General features: G+C 60.5%; 16 protein-coding genes. 10 read left to right on the forward strand and 6 right to left on the reverse strand.

Annotation, left to right across the window (positions count from 1 at the left end):
* Positions 1-17: 17 nt before the first annotated feature.
* From LSG25_RS10765 to dacB, 6 genes are all read right to left on the reverse strand, one after another.
* Positions 18-374 (reverse strand): hypothetical protein, encoded by a 357-nt coding sequence (locus LSG25_RS10765; RefSeq protein ID WP_232740941.1) that lies wholly within the window; start codon positions 372-374, stop codon positions 18-20.
* Positions 375-441: 67 nt separating this feature from the next.
* Complete coding sequence (locus LSG25_RS10770) at positions 442-855, reverse strand: phage holin family protein (protein ID WP_232740942.1); 414 nt, start codon at positions 853-855, stop codon at positions 442-444.
* A 62-nt stretch (positions 856-917) separates the two neighbouring features.
* The gene (locus tag LSG25_RS10775; RefSeq protein ID WP_232740943.1) at positions 918-1,244 is read right to left on the reverse strand and encodes a YqjD family protein; all 327 of its coding nucleotides are present in this window, start codon (positions 1,242-1,244) and stop codon (positions 918-920) included.
* 126 nt (positions 1,245-1,370) lie between these two features.
* Positions 1,371-2,114, reverse strand: a complete 744-nt coding sequence (locus tag LSG25_RS10780; protein WP_370635848.1) for a hypothetical protein — start codon at positions 2,112-2,114, stop codon at positions 1,371-1,373.
* A gap of 116 nt (positions 2,115-2,230) precedes the next feature.
* Positions 2,231-2,869 carry a uracil phosphoribosyltransferase gene (upp, locus tag LSG25_RS10785; RefSeq protein WP_232740944.1) on the reverse strand — a complete coding sequence of 213 codons (639 nt, stop codon included), beginning with the start codon at positions 2,867-2,869 and terminating at the stop codon, positions 2,231-2,233.
* 33 nt (positions 2,870-2,902) lie between these two features.
* On the reverse strand, positions 2,903-4,360 hold the full coding sequence (dacB, locus tag LSG25_RS10790) for a D-alanyl-D-alanine carboxypeptidase/D-alanyl-D-alanine-endopeptidase (RefSeq protein ID WP_232740945.1): 1,458 nt from the start codon (positions 4,358-4,360) through the stop codon (positions 2,903-2,905).
* Between the two features lie 159 nt (positions 4,361-4,519).
* On the opposite strand from dacB, the gene queA reads away from it, so the two are divergent.
* The 10 genes from queA to lnt all read left to right on the forward strand — a co-directional run bounded on the left by queA (position 4,520) and on the right by lnt (position 16,378).
* On the forward strand, positions 4,520-5,557 hold the full coding sequence (queA, locus tag LSG25_RS10795; RefSeq protein WP_232740946.1) for a tRNA preQ1(34) S-adenosylmethionine ribosyltransferase-isomerase QueA: 1,038 nt from the start codon (positions 4,520-4,522) through the stop codon (positions 5,555-5,557).
* Positions 5,554-6,690 (forward strand): tRNA guanosine(34) transglycosylase Tgt, encoded by a 1,137-nt coding sequence (gene tgt / locus LSG25_RS10800; RefSeq protein ID WP_232740947.1) that lies wholly within the window; start codon positions 5,554-5,556, stop codon positions 6,688-6,690. Before queA ends, tgt begins: the two co-directional genes overlap by 4 nt.
* A gap of 51 nt (positions 6,691-6,741) precedes the next feature.
* A complete protein-coding gene (gene yajC / locus LSG25_RS10805; protein WP_232740948.1) occupies positions 6,742-7,095 on the forward strand; it encodes a preprotein translocase subunit YajC in 354 nt (117 codons plus the stop codon).
* A gap of 65 nt (positions 7,096-7,160) precedes the next feature.
* Complete coding sequence (gene secD / locus LSG25_RS10810) at positions 7,161-9,035, forward strand: protein translocase subunit SecD (protein WP_232740949.1); 1,875 nt, start codon at positions 7,161-7,163, stop codon at positions 9,033-9,035.
* 58 nt (positions 9,036-9,093) lie between these two features.
* The gene (secF, locus tag LSG25_RS10815; protein WP_232740950.1) at positions 9,094-10,029 is read left to right on the forward strand and encodes a protein translocase subunit SecF; all 936 of its coding nucleotides are present in this window, start codon (positions 9,094-9,096) and stop codon (positions 10,027-10,029) included.
* Between the two features lie 834 nt (positions 10,030-10,863).
* Positions 10,864-12,312 (forward strand): tRNA (N6-isopentenyl adenosine(37)-C2)-methylthiotransferase MiaB, encoded by a 1,449-nt coding sequence (gene miaB, locus LSG25_RS10820; RefSeq protein WP_232740951.1) that lies wholly within the window; start codon positions 10,864-10,866, stop codon positions 12,310-12,312.
* On the forward strand, positions 12,309-13,331 hold the full coding sequence (locus tag LSG25_RS10825) for a PhoH family protein (protein ID WP_232740952.1): 1,023 nt from the start codon (positions 12,309-12,311) through the stop codon (positions 13,329-13,331). The genes miaB and LSG25_RS10825 overlap by 4 nt, the downstream gene beginning before the upstream one ends.
* Positions 13,321-13,800 carry an rRNA maturation RNase YbeY gene (gene ybeY, locus LSG25_RS10830; protein ID WP_232740953.1) on the forward strand — a complete coding sequence of 160 codons (480 nt, stop codon included), beginning with the start codon at positions 13,321-13,323 and terminating at the stop codon, positions 13,798-13,800. The genes LSG25_RS10825 and ybeY overlap by 11 nt, the downstream gene beginning before the upstream one ends.
* Before the next feature lie 54 nt (positions 13,801-13,854).
* Entirely contained in the window at positions 13,855-14,739 is an 885-nt protein-coding gene (locus LSG25_RS10835) for an HlyC/CorC family transporter (RefSeq protein ID WP_232740954.1), read from the forward strand.
* Between the two features lie 4 nt (positions 14,740-14,743).
* Positions 14,744-16,378, forward strand: a complete 1,635-nt coding sequence (gene lnt, locus LSG25_RS10840; RefSeq protein WP_232740955.1) for an apolipoprotein N-acyltransferase — start codon at positions 14,744-14,746, stop codon at positions 16,376-16,378.
* Positions 16,379-16,461 lie beyond the last annotated feature (83 nt).

The raw sequence follows: 16,461 nt of genomic DNA on the forward strand, positions 1-16,461 counted from the left end.
CTGCCAATGCTTGCGATTCAGCTCTTTTTCGCCCGTTTCGAATCGGCCGGCATCATGGAGCGGACCACCTGCCAGCCCAGCAGCACGCCGGCGCCCAGGCGCAACCAGTTGCGGCCCCGCCTTCTGCCCGACAGCAAAGCCGACACGCCCGTCAACAACAAAGGATAGCGCCGCGTCAGGGTGAGCCCCTGGAGCAACCAGTTGACGCTCTTGTTTGATACCGCGGGCAGGATCCCGTGCAGCAGGGAAGCAGGCTTCAGGCTTTCGCCGACCTCCCGGGCATGGCGACGCAGCGCCTGCCGTTCCAGGGCGGCCCTTGCACGCAGCATTTCAATGCGCAATTCCTGCTGGCTGCGCTGGGCGCGGGCGTTCATGAGATGCCTCCATCATGACCCGCGCACGCGGCGACGCGCAGGAGCTTGCGGGCCGCAAGAAAGACTTTCATGATGCCTCCGTTTTGTGCGGATCGTCGGCCCCCGGGGCCGGATCGCTCAGGCGACCCACCAGGGCCACGTCGCGCCTCAACTCATCGAGCGTTGCCGCAAACGGCGTGGGCCCGTACAGCAATGCCTGCCGCACCGCCCAGAAAAACCCCAGGCCCAGCAGACCATACACCAGCGCCAGTCCGCCAAGCGCCAGATAGCGTTCTTCGGTGGGCCAGAAGTACAACGCGACCGCAATGGAAAAAACCAGAATCGCCAAACTTGAAAACAGCAATGCCGCAAACGCCATGCCCAACAGCTTGAACAAACGCACCTTTTGGCCAGAGGCTTCCAATGCAAAAAGCTCGAGGCGTGTACGCACGATGGACAGCAGCGTGCCGGCCATTTCCCCTACAGAATGTCTGAGCGCCATAATTTATTTTTCTAAAAACCGCATTCCTGCCTGCACTGCGTACGGGCAGGAATGCGGCAGGTTTAACGACGGCTGATCAGCATGCCCACCAACAGCCCCGTCAAGCCGGCTATGCCAATGGCCTGCCAGGGATTGTCGTGCACATAATCGTCGGTGGCACGCGCCGCGTGTCGTCCCCTGGTCAGCAAAGCATCCTGGGTTTCGTACAGCGTTTCGCGGGTGCGGCGCAGGGATCGCATTGCCCGTTCCCGCAACTCCGCCGCCTTGTCGCCGGTGGCGTCGGCCGCCTCGCGCAACAGCTTCTCGGCATCGTCCAGGCTATCTTTAACGCTTTCAATGAATTGATCTTCACTTGCTTGCGTATCTTTCGCGGTATCTTTTGCAGCCATGACTAGCTCCTTTACAGGGTTGAAACGGAAGAACTACTGAAATCATCTACCGGCGGAACCGCACCGCCTCGTTCCCGGCTCAGCGCAGGAACGGCTATGGAAAAACAAATCCCCCACACCTTGCCTCTAGTGCAGGCTGGACACCTCGACCACCGAGGACAGGCCCTGCTGCTGGCTTTCCTGTTTCATCACCATGTTCACGCCGGGGCAGAACCAGTCGGTGACCGACGAGGTCATACCTGGAATCGGCAACACCAGCCCGTTGAAGGAAGCCTGCGTGGGGTCGATGACGCGCGTATAGCGAACCGGCCAGCACGACTGACTGCCCGCGGCGGTCTGGATGGATTGCCGCTCACCCACGGTTTTTTCCCCCGTGTGCACCACGACAGGCTGAGTCTGCAGGGCCTGGTGATCGACATTGATCTGAAATGTCTGCGCGGGGAAGGTCTGCCCCGACCGGGTCAGCGGCCGGTCGTACGCAAACAAGCCGAGCATGCGCAAATCGAACTTGCCATGAACCGGCACGCGTTTCCCGGTGGCATCGCTACGCTCGAAGCTGGCCTTGCCGTTTCGCACCGTCATCCAGTAATCGATTCTGGATTTGCCCGGCGGCAAACCGCCCAGGCCAAATGTAGCCGTGCCTTGCACATGGGCTTCGCAATCATCGGCCGCCCGTTTTTTGACGTTCGAGAAACCGAGGTCGGCGCCCAACTGCACGCCGCCCGACCCGGTCAGTTGCACCGCACCGCCGTCGTGCATGAACGGAACTTCGCACAGGCCCGCCATGGCGGGCGCCAGGCCAAGCCACCACATCAGAACCGCCGCACCTGCCAGGGAAACCAAACGCATGAAACCGCCCGTCATAGACATTGAAACTTGATGCTACTCCTTCTGCAGCCCAAGCTCTGGACAAAAAATAAGGAAACGTTAGCAATCATTAGCAAATCCACAGAAAGCCTGATCTCCGGCACCAGATAGCGCAAGCCTCAGGCGTCTTTTTGACGCGTACCGAAAATGCGATCGCCGGCATCGCCCAGGCCTGGAATAATGTAGCCGCTTTCGTTCAGATGGCTATCGATGGACGCGGTATAAATGTGCACATCGGGATGCCGGGCCAGCACCGCTTCGATACCCCGGGGCGCGGCAACCAGCACCAGGGCCCGCACATTGCGGCAGCCTGCCTTCTTGAGCATATCGATGGTCGCCATCATGGATCCTCCGGTCGCCAGCATCGGGTCGACGATCAAGGCAAGGCGCTGGTGGAGCTCGCCCACCAGACGCTCGAGATAGGTCTGCGCCTGCAAAGTTTCTTCGTTGCGGGCAATACCCACGACACTGACCTTGGCTCCCGGGATCAGGCTAAGCACCCCGTCGAGCATGCCTATGCCGGCACGCAAAATAGGCACCACCGTTACCTTTTTCCCGGCCAGCTTCTCCACCGCCACCTCGCCGCTCCATCCCGTGATCGTATGCGGCTCCAAAGGCAGGTCTTTCGAGGCCTCGTACGTCAGCAGCGCCGCGATTTCCTGGGACATCTCGCGAAAATTCTTGGTGCTGAGATCGGCGCGGCGCAGCAAACCGAGTTTGTGACGTATCAGAGGATGGCGAATTTCGTGTACGGGCATGGTGTTTCCATAAAATGATGGGTCAAACTCCGGTCAGCGATCCGCCAGCCAGGTAACAAGCGCATCGTCAAAGCTCCGGACAGCCCCCGACCGTTCGTCGTTGACCAGGCTGACCACAATATAGCGTTTCCCGCTGGCCCCCAGAACGTACCCGGCCAGAGCGCGCGAGTCACGCAAGGTTCCAGTCTTCAAATGGGCCATGCCTTTGACCTCATCGCTGCGCAATCGACGCTTGACGGTGCCATCGACGCCGGCTATGGCCAGAGACGACATGAATTCGGACATCATGGGCGAATGCCACACGACGCCGAGCATCTGGCTCAGGCCGGCAGCGGTAAGCCGGGCATTTCGCGCCAGGCCCGCACCATTATCGATCACCCACCCACGGGTATCCACCTTCTGGCCTTGGAGCACGGCCAAGGCCGCCTTGCCGCCCGAGTCCATGGTGGCGCCCGGCCCCAGCTTTTCAGCCCCGAGTGTCAGCAGAACCGTGCGCGCCATGACATTATTGCTTTGCTTGTTGATCAGACGTATGGTGTCGGCCAGGCTGGCAGAGTCGTGCCAGACCACCGGGGTGGCTCCGGGCGGGACGCGACCGGGGTGAATACCGCTGCCCAAGGTGCCCCCCAGTTCTTTCCACAGCATCTGAAAGACAGCCGAAAAATACTCGGGCTGCGACATGACCAGACGATACACGCTGAATTCGCCGCACGAGCCCGCCGCGGTGCCGCCGACATGGATAATCACCTCTTTGCCGCCATTGCTGACGTCGGTGGAAATGGCGGGTGAACCGGGGCACGTCGCGCCGCTCCATTTGATATCGCCGCTGATACGCACGCCGGGTACCGGTGGGTCGACAATGGGAATCCACTTATGCGCCCGCGCATCGGGCTGAAACACCAGGCGCACGGCTCCCAGGCCCACCATCAGGGCATCGGGGCTGGCGTTATATGGCCGGTCGGCCGCCCCATCGAACTCCCCGGGGTCGGTTGCAACCTGGCCGAACATGGAGCGATCGACCACCACTTCAGACAGGTTCTTGATGCCGCGCAGGCGCAATTCGCGCAGCAAAGACCATAAGTCTTCGATTTTAAGCAGGGGATCGCCGCCCGCCTTCAAATACAAAGGCCCGCGCAAAGTGCCCTCCGCATCCGGCCGACCGCCGTCTTTGGCCAGGAAAGTCGTGCGCCAGGCATAGTCCGGCCCCAGGCCGGACAAGGCGCTCCAGGTTGTCACCATTTTCATGACCGACGCCGGATTGCGCGGCACGGTGCCGTTGACATCAGCCAGGCGCGGCCCATCGACCTCTTGCACGACGAGCGACAGGGAGCTTTCAGGCAAATGGGTAGCCTGCCACGCCTTGCTCAGCTCGGCAGGCAGGCCCTGGCCGACAGCGGCAGCCGCCGGCCACAGCAACGCGCCGCAGGCGGCCCATTGCAAGCCGCGGCGGCGCAGGCCTTGCAACCCTTTTTCTAATGCATATGCAAACATGGCGACACTCTATTTCCTGCCCAGAAAACCATCAGCATAACCAAAGAAGGTCTCCAGTTGGGCTGTGTCCAAGCAGAAACTCGCCGCCGCAGCTTAAAATACGGACCAGCCTCAATCCCGGCGCGTCCAGAATCGCGCCCCAACGCCAAGACTTTTCGTGTGAATCCCAAGCTTCAACTCTCGCAGTTCGACTACGAACTGCCTCCCGAACTGATTGCCCAGTCGCCGGCCGCCGAACGCGCCGGCAGCAGATTGTTGCATATTGATACAACGGGTGCCCTGCATGATCGGCGTTTCATCGACTTGCCCGGACTACTCAAACCTCGCGACCTGCTGGTCTTCAACGACACTCGCGTCATCAAGGCACGATTGCGCGGACACAAGGAAAGCGGCGGAAAAATAGAAATACTGGTCGAACGCATCACCGAGCCCAATATCGCCCTGGCTCATCTGAAGGCCAGCAAATCGCCCAGGGCCGGCAGTGTGCTGATGATAGCCGAGGCGTTCAGCGTCAAAGTGCTGGGTCGCCAGGGTGAATTGTTCGAACTCGAATTCCCCGAGCGCGTGCTCGACCTGCTCGACCGCCACGGCGCCACCCCCTTGCCGCCATACATAGAGCACGCGGCCGGGCGGGATGACGACGAACGCTACCAGACTGTGTATGCCCGTGAGCCCGGCGCCGTCGCGGCGCCGACGGCCGGCCTGCATTTCGACACAGCCATGCTGGCCCGATTGGCCGCTCTCGGAGTGCAGCAAGCCTTCGTTACCCTGCATGTCGGCGCGGGAACATTCCAGCCGGTGCGCGTTGAAAACCTGAGCGAGCACATTATGCATACCGAACGCTACTCAGTGTCTGAGCAAACCCTGGAGCAGGTTCACGCCACCCGCGCCGCCGGAGGGCGTGTCATCGCGGTGGGGACAACCAGCGTGCGCGCGCTGGAATCGGCGGCACGGCATGCCCCCGGCGCCGGGCCCGCCGAGGGCGATACCAGCCTGTTCATTACTCCCGGCTACCGTTTCAGCAACGTCGACGCCCTGATTACCAATTTTCACCTGCCGCAATCCACGCTGCTGATGCTCGTTTCGGCATTGGCCGGCATGGAGCCCATCCGGCGCGCCTACGCGCACGCCATTCAATCCAGATACCGCTTTTTCAGCTACGGCGATGCCATGTTTATAGAAACTCCCAAGTCATGACCGGCCTGCAATTCGAACTTTTAGCCACCGATGGCGCCGCGCGCCGCGGCCGCATGACGCTCAACCACGGCGTGGTGGAAACCCCCATCTTCATGCCGGTGGGCACCTATGGCAGCGTCAAGGCCATGCTGCCTCACGAACTCGACGAGGTCGGAGCGCAGATCGTGCTGGGCAACACCTTCCATCTGTGGCTGAGACCCGGCACCGAGGTCCTGGAAAAGCACCAGGGCCTGCATGGCTTCATGCAATGGCCCAGACCCATCCTGACCGATTCCGGCGGATTCCAGGTCTTCAGCCTGAACGGTTTGCGAAAAATCACCGAAGAAGGGGTGAAATTCGCCTCGCCCATCGATGGCTCCAGGCTGTTTTTAACGCCCGAAGAGTCCATGCGCATCCAGCGGGCGCTGAATTCCGATATAGCCATGGTGTTCGACGAATGCACCCCCTACACCATAGACGGGCGCCCGGCCACGTCCGACGAAGCGGCCCAATCGATGCGCATGTCGCTGCGCTGGGCCCAACGCTCGCGCGTCGCTTTCGACGCCCTGCAGAACCCCAATGCGCTGTTCGGCATCGTCCAGGGCGGCATGTTCGAAAACCTGCGCGATGAGTCGCTGGCAGGCCTGACCGATATCGGCTTTCACGGCTACGCCATCGGCGGATTGTCGGTCGGGGAGCCCAAAGAAGAAATGATGCGCGTACTGGCGCATGTAGCCCCACGGCTTCCCGCGCAGGCGCCCCGCTACCTGATGGGGGTAGGCACTCCCGAGGATCTGGTCGAGGGAGTCAGCCGCGGCGTCGACATGTTCGATTGCGTGATGCCCACGCGCAATGCCCGCAACGGCTGGCTATTCACCCGGTTCGGCGATATTAAAATACGCAACGCCCGCTATCGCGACGACACCCGCCCCCTCGACTCCACATGTTCATGCCATACTTGCACGCATTTTTCGCGCGCTTACCTGCATCACCTGCAGCGCGCCAACGAAATTACCGGCGCCCGCCTCAATACAGTGCATAACCTGCACTATTACCTGAATCTGATGCAGGAAATGCGCGATGCGATCGCCGCCGGCAGCTTCGAACACTGGCGCAGCGAATTTGTCCGAAATCGGGCACGGGGTATCGATTAAGCCAGATATCGCTACAATAGAGAGTTAATTAAAAAATTTCAGGAGTTACGAATGCTCGCAGTTGACACCCTTAAACTTGTTACCGCTCAAGCCACAGGCAGTGCCGCTGGTGGGGAAAATGCCTTGATGGGCATGCTGCCCATCATTTTGATGTTCGTCATTCTTTACTTCCTGATGATTCGTCCGCAGATGAAACGTCAGAAAGAACACCGCAACATGGTGGCGGCGCTGTCCAAAGGCGACGAAGTCATTACCTCGGGCGGCATGCTGGGCAAAGTCACCAAGGTCAGCGACAGCTACATCACCCTTGAAATCGCCAACCTGGCCGACAAGCCCGTTGAAACTGTCCTGCAAAGAACAGCCATAACCACGATATTGCCCAAAGGCACCATCAAGGCGCTGTAAGCGCGGCACTCGTACCCCGGATCCCGATCCGGGCTTGTTTTCACGCTTTAGTCTGTTGATCGACAATGAACCGTTATCCTCTCTGGAAATACCTTACTGTCCTTGCCGCCGTAATCATAGGGTTGCTCTATACGCTGCCCAATTTTTTCGGTGAATCGCCGGCAGTGCAGATTGCCGGCGCCAAATCGACGGTCAAAGTCGACAACGACGTCCTCAAGAAAGTCGAGGCCATACTTCAAGGCGAGCATATCGAGTCAACAGGCGCCTATTTTGAACAAAATGGCCCCAGCGGCACGATTCGGGTGCGTTTTGCAACCACCGATATACAGCTCAAGGCCAAAGACGCCATTGAGAAAGCCCTCAACCCGGATCCTTCCGATCCCGGCTACACAGTAGCGCTGAACCTGGTGTCCGCCTCGCCCAACTGGCTTTCGTCGCTGGGCGCCAATCCCATGTACCTGGGCCTGGATCTGCGCGGGGGTGTCCACTTTTTGCTGCAAGTCGATATGCATGGCGCCCTGACGGGCCGCTACGACTCGCTCGCCAGCGACGTCCGTACCAACCTGCGCGACAACAATATCAAGAACGCCAGCGTCGATCGTGTCGATCTGTCCATCGTGACCAAGTTCGACAGTGCCGAGGCTCGCGATGCCGCCACCTCGGACCTGCGCCGGCGCATGCCCGACATGGTATTTACCGATGCCCCGTCCAACGACGGCAAGTTTCCCCTGATAGCCAAACTCACCGATGCGGCCACGACATTGGTCCAGTCCAACGCAATCAAGCAGAACATCACCACTCTGCATAACCGCATCAACGAACTGGGCGTGGCCGAGCCCATCATTCAGCAGCAAGGAGCCGACCGCATCGTGGTGCAGTTGCCGGGTGTCCAGGACGTGGCCAAGGCCAAAGAGATTCTTGGGCGCACTGCGACCTTGCAGATCCGCATGGTGGACGACTCTCCCACCGCCATGGCCGCCCTCAGCGCGGGTACCGTACCCTTCGGGCTCGAGCGCTACAACGATCGCGACAAACATCCCATCCTCGTGCGGCGCCAGGTCATCCTGACCGGCGAAAACCTTCAAGACGCCCAGCCCGGACGCGATCAGCAAACCCAGCAGGCCTCGGTCAACCTGACCCTGGACGCCAAGGGGGCACGCATCTTCCGCGACGTCACGCGCGACAATATCGGCAAGCGCATGGCCATCATCCTGTTTGAAAACGGCAAGGGCGAAGTGGTGACTGCCCCCGTGATCCGCAGCGAAATTCCTGGCGGGCACGTTCAAATTACCGGCAGCATGTCGCCCCAGGAAGCCGCCGACACCTCGCTGCTGTTGCGCGCCGGCGCACTGGCCGCCCCCATGAATATCATTGAAGAGCGCACCATAGGCCCAAGCCTGGGCGCCGAAAACATTACCAAGGGCTTCGATTCGACCCTGTACGGTTTTCTTGCCATCGCCATCTTCATTATTCTGTATTACCACTTGTTCGGCGTATTCTCGACCCTGGGCCTGGCTTTCAACGTACTGCTGCTGCTGGCCGTACTCTCCATGCTGCAAGCCACCCTGACCTTGCCCGGCATCGCGGCCATTGCGCTGACGCTGGGCATGGCCATCGACTCCAACGTGCTGATCAACGAACGGATACGCGAAGAACTGCGCAATGGCGCCTCGCCGCAGCAGGCGATCAACCTGGGCTTCGAACGGGCTTGGGATACCATTTTCGATTCGAACCTCACCACACTGATTGTCGGCCTCTCCCTGCTGGCTTTCGGCACAGGCCCGATCCGCGGCTTCGCGGTGGTGCACTGCATAGGTATCCTGACTTCGATGTTCTCGTCCGTGGTCGGAGTCCGGTCGCTGGCCAATCTCTGGTATGGGCGCAAGCGCAAACTCCAAAGCATTTCGATCGGCCAGATCTGGAAGCCCAAAAAGAACTAAGCTCTGTGGCGGCGCGCAATGCCGCGCCGCACTATCTACGAATTAGGCAAGAAGAAACATGGAATTTTTCCGAATCCACCGCACCATCCCGTTCATGCGCAATGCGCTGGTGCTTAACCTGATCAGCCTGGTCACTTTCATCCTTGCCGTATTTTTCATTGTGACGCGCGGCTTTCATCTTTCGATCGAGTTTACCGGCGGTACGGTCATGGAGGTGCATTACGCGCAGACAGCCCCGGTCGATGATATCCGCAGCGCGGTCGACAAGCTGAAATATTCCGATTTCCAGGTGCAGAATTTCGGTACATCGCACGATGTCATGATCCGCTTGCCTTTGCGTGCCGGACAAACCTCGGCCGTGCAAAGCGAAACCGTCTTGAAATCCCTGCAGGCCCTGCACCCCGATGTGGAACTGCGCCGCGTGGAGTTCGTTGGCCCGCAGGTGGGCCAGGAACTGGTGCATAACGGCCTGATGGCGCTGCTGTGCGTGGTGGTCGGCATCATGATTTACCTGGGGATGCGATTCGAGTGGAAGTTCGCGGTCTCCGGGGTCATAGCCAATCTGCACGATGTGGTGATTATTCTGGGATTCTTTGCGTTTTTCCAATGGGAATTCTCGCTGTCGGTGCTGGCCGGGGTGCTGGCGGTGCTGGGCTATTCGGTGAATGAATCCGTGGTTATCATGGACCGGATCCGCGAAAACTTCCGCAAGCAGCGCAAGGCGCCCGTGCGCGAGATTATCGACGGCGCGATTACCCAGACGATTTCACGTACCGTCATTACTCACGGTTCGACGCAAATGATGGTGCTTTCCATGTTCTTTTTTGGCGGGCCGACACTGCATTATTTCTCGCTGGCGCTGACCATCGGTATCTGGTTCGGTATCTATTCGTCGGTGTTCGTGGCCGCGGCGCTTGCGATGTGGATGGGCGTGAAGCGCGAAGACTTGGTCAAGGCCGTCAAGAAAGACGACCCCAAGGCCGAGCTCGGCTAAGGCATTTTCGGTTCAGGTGGTTTACAGCGCTGAGCGTGTTTCAGTGACTTTCGTGTCGAGCTGTTTTTAGGCTTGGTCTGTGGCTTTGGGCTGTGTTGCTGCGGAAGTATTTCTATAAAGACGCCGCAGGGTGGGCGGTGCTGTGTAGTCCGGCACGTCCAGCGGTCGTGGTGCTACGCACCCCGACTGCCCGGGTCTGCCTCGTCCAGGCGGGCGTCGGGCCAACTCGCAGTGCCTCGCACGCGAGGCACTGCTCAGACAGGGCCCGCCGAAAGCCCCCGCCTTCCCTTCGTCAGCACCCGGCGCTGGACTACCGCCGGACTACACAGCACCGCCCACCCTGCGGCTTGCGTTGAGGTCATGCATCGAGGTATACGCTGAGTCGGCAAGTTCATTCCAGGCATGCCACAACGCGAGCCGTCTATCGGGGCTTGGGGTCAGGACCGGCGTAAGGCGTGCGCCGGATGCTACCGTAGGGAAGGCGGGGGCTTTCGGCGGGCCATGTTTGAGCGTAGCCGCGCCAGCGGCGTAGCGAGTTTGGCCCGACGCCCGCCTGGACGAGGTAGATCCGGATCAAGCACGCCGTGCCGGCCCTGACCCCAAGCCCCGATAGACGGCGTCTTTATATACCAAAGCCACCAAAACATCGAATCCCGTAAACACTCAAACGCCGTAACCCACTCGAACCAAAAACGCACTAATAGCGCCAAGCCCCGCGCCCCTTGCGTTTATTGAAGCGCAACACACATCGCATCCGACGCCGCCCCTGCTATCGGGTAAAATGCTATGTTTTACCTACTGCCCCCGGGATATACACCCGTTACGGCCACAACTATGCAAGAAACCCCCATCAAGCGCAGCGGCGCAACCGCGACCTCCACACTGCCTTCCGCCGTGCACCCTGCCGGCGCCTCCGCCCTCTCCACGCCGACACGCAAACTGTTCATCCGTACCTTCGGCTGCCAGATGAACGAATACGACTCTGAAAAAATGGCGGACGTGCTGCGTGAAGACCAGGGTCTGGAGATTACCCAGGACCCGGAAGAAGCCGACGTCATTCTGTTCAATACCTGTTCGGTGCGCGAGAAGGCCCAGGAAAAAGTCTTCTCCGATCTGGGCCGCGTGCAGCACCTGAAACAAACCAAGCCGCATCTACTAATAGGCGTGGGTGGCTGCGTGGCCAGCCAGGAAGGCGCGGAAATCGTCAAGCGCGCGCCCTACGTCGACGTCGTCTTCGGCCCACAAACCTTGCATCGCCTGCCCGAACTGATCGCCAAGCGCAGGGAATCGGGACGTTCGCAAGTCGATATCAGTTTTCCCGAAATAGAAAAATTCGACGCACTGCCACCTGCCCGCGTCGACGGCCCCACCGCCTTTGTGTCGATCATGGAAGGCTGCAGCAAATACTGCAGCTTCTGTGTCGTGCCCTATACCCGGGGCGCCGAAATCTCGCGCCCCTTCGATGACGTATTGGTCGAAATCGCCGACCTGGCGGACCAGGGCGTGCGCGAAGTCACGCTGCTGGGACAAAACGTCAACGCCTACCGCGGCCCCATGGGCGATTCCGCCGAAATCGCCGACTTTGCCATGCTGCTCGAGTATGTGCACGAAATTCCAGGCATCGAACGCATACGCTACACCACATCGCACCCCAAAGAAATGACGACGCGGCTCATCGAGGCGCACGGCAAGCTGCCCAAGCTGGTGCCTTTCCTGCACCTGCCCGTGCAGGCCGGCAGCGACCGGGTGCTGTCCGCCATGAAGCGGGGCTACACCTCGCTGGAGTTCAAGTCGATAGTGCGCCGCCTGCGCGCCGCCCGCCCCGGCCTGACCCTGTCGTCGGACTTCATCGTCGGCTTTCCCGGAGAAACCGAGGACGACTTCGAAAAAACCATGGCGCTGATCCGCGACGTCGGTTTCGACCAATCATTCTCTTTCGTTTATTCACGCCGCCCCGGCACACCCGCCGCCGATCTGCAGGATGACACCAGCAAAGAGCAAAAGCTGGCGCGCCTGCACCGGCTCCAGGCCCTGGTCAACGAACAGGCCGCGGCCATCAGCCACGCCATGATAGGCGGCACCCAGCGCGTACTGGTCGAAGGGCCGTCGCGCCGCGATCCGAACGAGATGATGGGCCGCACCGAAAACAACCGCATCATCAATTTCGCGGGCCAGACGCGCCTGATCGGGCATATGGCCGACGTCCGCGTCACCCAGGCTCTTACCAATACCCTGAAGGGTGAAATACTCATCGCAGAATCGCCCGCGCAAGGCCGTGCATGAGCCGTGCCCACCACCGCCACAAGACAGCTGTTGCCGTTACTCTCGACGGCGACAATACCCACTTGGCCAATCTTTGCGGGCCGCTGGACGAAAACTTGCGCCAGATTGCCGACGGCTGGAACGTCAAACTAGGACGGCGGGGCAATCACGTTACCATCGAAGGCGAGCAGGCCCAGGCGGCCGGCCAGGCTCTTGAATGGTTTCATCGCCGCGCGGTACACCAGGCATTGTCGATCGACGACATACAACTGGGCCTGGTCGAGCTTGGCGCAGGCCCGGTCGCAGAAGCCACTCCAGCGACGGCCACAGCAACGCCTGCCGCCGCGCCCGAACTGCCGCCCGAAGACGATGGCCGCATCATCCTGCGAACCCGCAAAAGCGATCTGCGACCGCGCACTCCGCGCCAACGCGATTATCTGAACCAAATACTGCACCACGACATTACCTTCGGAATCGGGCCAGCCGGCACCGGAAAAACCTGGCTGGCCGTTGCCTGCGCCATCGATGCGCTCGAGCGGGAAACCGTGCAGCGCCTGGTATTGACCCGGCCCGCCGTCGAAGCCGGCGAGCGGCTGGGATTCCTGCCGGGCGACCTGGTGCAAAAAGTCGACCCCTATCTGCGTCCGCTTTACGACGCCCTGTACGATCTGATGGGGATCGAGCGCGTGCAGCGCCTGTTCGAAAAGCAAACCATCGAGATCGCGCCATTGGCCTATATGCGCGGCCGCACGCTGAATCACGCCTTCGTGATTCTGGACGAAGCGCAAAATACCACCCCCGAACAAATGAAGATGTTTCTTACACGCGTCGGTTTCGGCAGCAAGGCCGTCATCAATGGCGATCCCTCGCAGGTCGATCTGCCCCGCGGCCAGGCCAGCGGCCTGATCCACGCGGTCGACGTGCTGAGCTCGGTACAAGGCATAGCCACCACCCGGTTCACCAGCCGCGACGTAGTGCGCCATCCTCTGGTCGCCCGCATTGTGGATGCCTACGAACGGGCCGGCGATCATGTCAGTTAGGCTTGCCCTGGCCGTGCAATACGGCGTTGCCATGGCCGAGCTGCCGCGCTGGCGCCTGCGCCGCTGGATCCAGCACGCTATCGAGGCGGTCGCACCCGGCCTGGATCCCGCCATGCAATGCATGGCCCTGACCCTGCGCCTGGTCGATGCGCGCGAGGGGCGACGGCTTAACCGCGAGTTTCGCGAACGCGACTACGCCACCAATGTGCTCACCTTTGAATACGGCCTGGGCCCCGACGGCACTCTCAGCGGCGACATCGTTCTGTGCATTCCGGTGCTGCGACGCGAAGCCCGCGAGCAAAAGAAAAACTTGCTGCACCACGCCGCGCACCTGACCATACACGGCGTCCTGCACGCCCTGGGCCATGACCATATCGATCCGGACGAAGCCCTGGAAATGGAAGCCCTGGAGGCCCGGATTCTCCGGAAAATGGGCATATCCAACCCTTACGAACCACAAAATTCATAAACGAAAACCCAATTTCGGTTATGCTGAAACTCCTTGAAACTCGTCCTGTGGACAATGCCAGATCCTAGCCCCCCCGATGCCGAGCCCCGCCCGGCGCGAACCTCATCCAAGTCTTTATTCGCCAAACTCGCTGCACTGATACGCCCCGAGCCGGAAGATCGAGAAGATATAAAAGCGGTACTCGAGGCGGCTCACGACCGGCAAGTCCTCGACGGTGAGTCGTACGCCATGATTTCCGGAGCGCTCGAAGTGGCAAACCAGACTGTCGCCGACATCATGGTGCCGCGATCCAAAATGGACATGCTCGATATCGGCAAGCCCCTGTCCGAGCTATTGCCCGAAATCATCGACACCGGCCACTCGCGTTTTCCTATCTACGAAACCGATCGCGACAATATCGTGGGTATTCTGCTGGCCAAGGACCTGCTGCTGTCGCTGACCAAGCCGTCCATCGATTTGCGGCCGCTGGTGCGCCCGGCGGTATTCATTCCCGAGACCAAGCGCCTTAACGTGCTGCTGCACGAATTCCGCAGCAGCCGCAACCACCTGGCGATCGTCATAGACGAGCATGGCGGTACATCGGGCCTGGTCACCATGGAAGACGTGCTGGAACAAATCGTAGGCGAAATCGAAGATGAATTCGACGAAGATGCCGAAAAAACCATTTTCCAGACAGGCACGAACAACTGGCGTGTCATGGGCATCACCGAGATCGAGTTCTTCAACCGTACTTTCAACACCGACCTGCCCCACGACGATTACGACACGCTCGGCGGCTGGCTGGCGGCCGAACTGGGGCGCATACCTCGCCGCGGCGACAGCATTGCCTCGCAGGGGCTGACCATCACCGTGGTCGGCGCCGACGCAAAACGCGCGCTGTGGCTGCATGTCCAGCACGACGACACAACTCAGCTTTCCACCCCCGGCCAGGCGGCGTAAGACCTTGAATCAAGCACGAAATCCCTGGCTACGCGGTATCGGCCTGCTTATCCTGGGAGCCGTCCATGCCTTGTCGTTTGCGCCAGGGCCCCTGCCTTCATGGACATTGCCTTTCGTCGAGATTTTCAGCCTGGCCGCACTGGCCTGCGTTACGTTTCGCAGCAGCGGCGTTGGGCAAGCCGCAATGGCCGGTTTCTGGTTCGGCTTGGGGAATTTCGCGCTGGGCCTGTACTGGCTGTATATCAGCCTGCATTTTTACGGCGGGCTGGCCGCTCCGCTCGCCGCGGCAGGCATTCTCATTCTGGCCGCCTTCCTGGCGCTGTTCTTCGTGCTGGCAGGCGCACTGGCGCGCTATCTATCGGCCGGGCATCTCGGCAAAGTCTCCAACTACCGCTGGCAGTTGCTGATCGCAGCCGTCTGGGCCTCATGCTGGACGACGACGGAGTGGCTGCGCGGCACACTGTTTACCGGGTTTCCCTGGCTCAATATTGGCTATGCGCACGTCGAAGGCGTACTTGCCAGTTGGGCGCCCGTCACCGGTGTTTACGGGCTGAGCTGGCTTGCGGCCTTTGCCGCGGGCGCCATCGCCCTGCTGGCCTGCGCCAAGGACAATCAGAATGACGCATCAGCGGCCGTGGCGGTGGGAGCCGCCATCGTCACAGGTCTGATCGGCATTCTGCTCAGCCACATCAGTTGGTCGCAGCCTCACGGCAAGCCCATGATCATGCGCCTGGTGCAAGGCAATATTCCCCAGTCGGAAAAATTCGATCCGCAGTTGATGCACGAGGGCATCGAAACCTATATGCGCCTGGCGGCGCTTCCGCCCAAAGAACCCGATGGCGCCCCCGACCTGATCGTACTGCCCGAAACCGTCATGCCGGTCTTCCAGGACCGGGTTGCCCCCCAGGTATGGGAACAATGGCTGCATATCGCCAAAGAACGCAGCGCCACCATATTCATGGGCATCCCCTTGCACCGAACCGTGAACGGCCGGGACCGCTACACCAACAGCGCGATCGCCTTTACGGCAAATACATCCCTGTCCAGCCTGGGAATGGGTACCCTGGATATGAGCTACGACAAGCACCACCTGGTGCCTTTCGGTGAATTCATACCCTACGGCTTCCGCTGGTTCGTGGACATGCTGCAAATTCCATTGGGCGACTTCGACCGGGGCCCGGTACGTCAGCGCCTGTTCAATATCCAAGGCCAGACCATCGCCCCCGATATCTGCTACGAAGATGTATTCGGCGAACAAATCATCCAGTCTGTACGGGACAGCGAGCTTGCCGGCCCCGGCGCCAATATCCTGGTAAATATCAGCAACCTGGCCTGGTTTGGCGACTCCTGGGCGCTGCGCCAGCACCTGCAGATTTCACGCATGCGGGCGCTCGAAACCGCCCGCCCCATGATCACCGCCACCAATACCGGCATGACCGCCGCGATCGATCCCCAAGGCACCGTACGCGCGGTACTCGACCCCATGCACAAAGGCGTGCTGGACGTCGAAGTACAGGGTACCAGCGGCCTTACTCCCTATGTACGATGGGGCGACTGGCCGATCATTGTCTGGACCTGTCTGCTCCTGCTGCTGGGATGGGCCTTGCGCAAACGCATCCCCGACGAACCGCGCCCGTAGCGGCACCGTCTTGTTGCAGGAGCACCACTTGCGGATGCCATCTCTCCGCTAATTCACTGTGCCAAAAAATTAGGAGTATCTGA

Source organism: Paralcaligenes sp. KSB-10, assembly GCF_021266465.1.
GTDB lineage: Bacteria > Pseudomonadota > Gammaproteobacteria > Burkholderiales > Burkholderiaceae_B.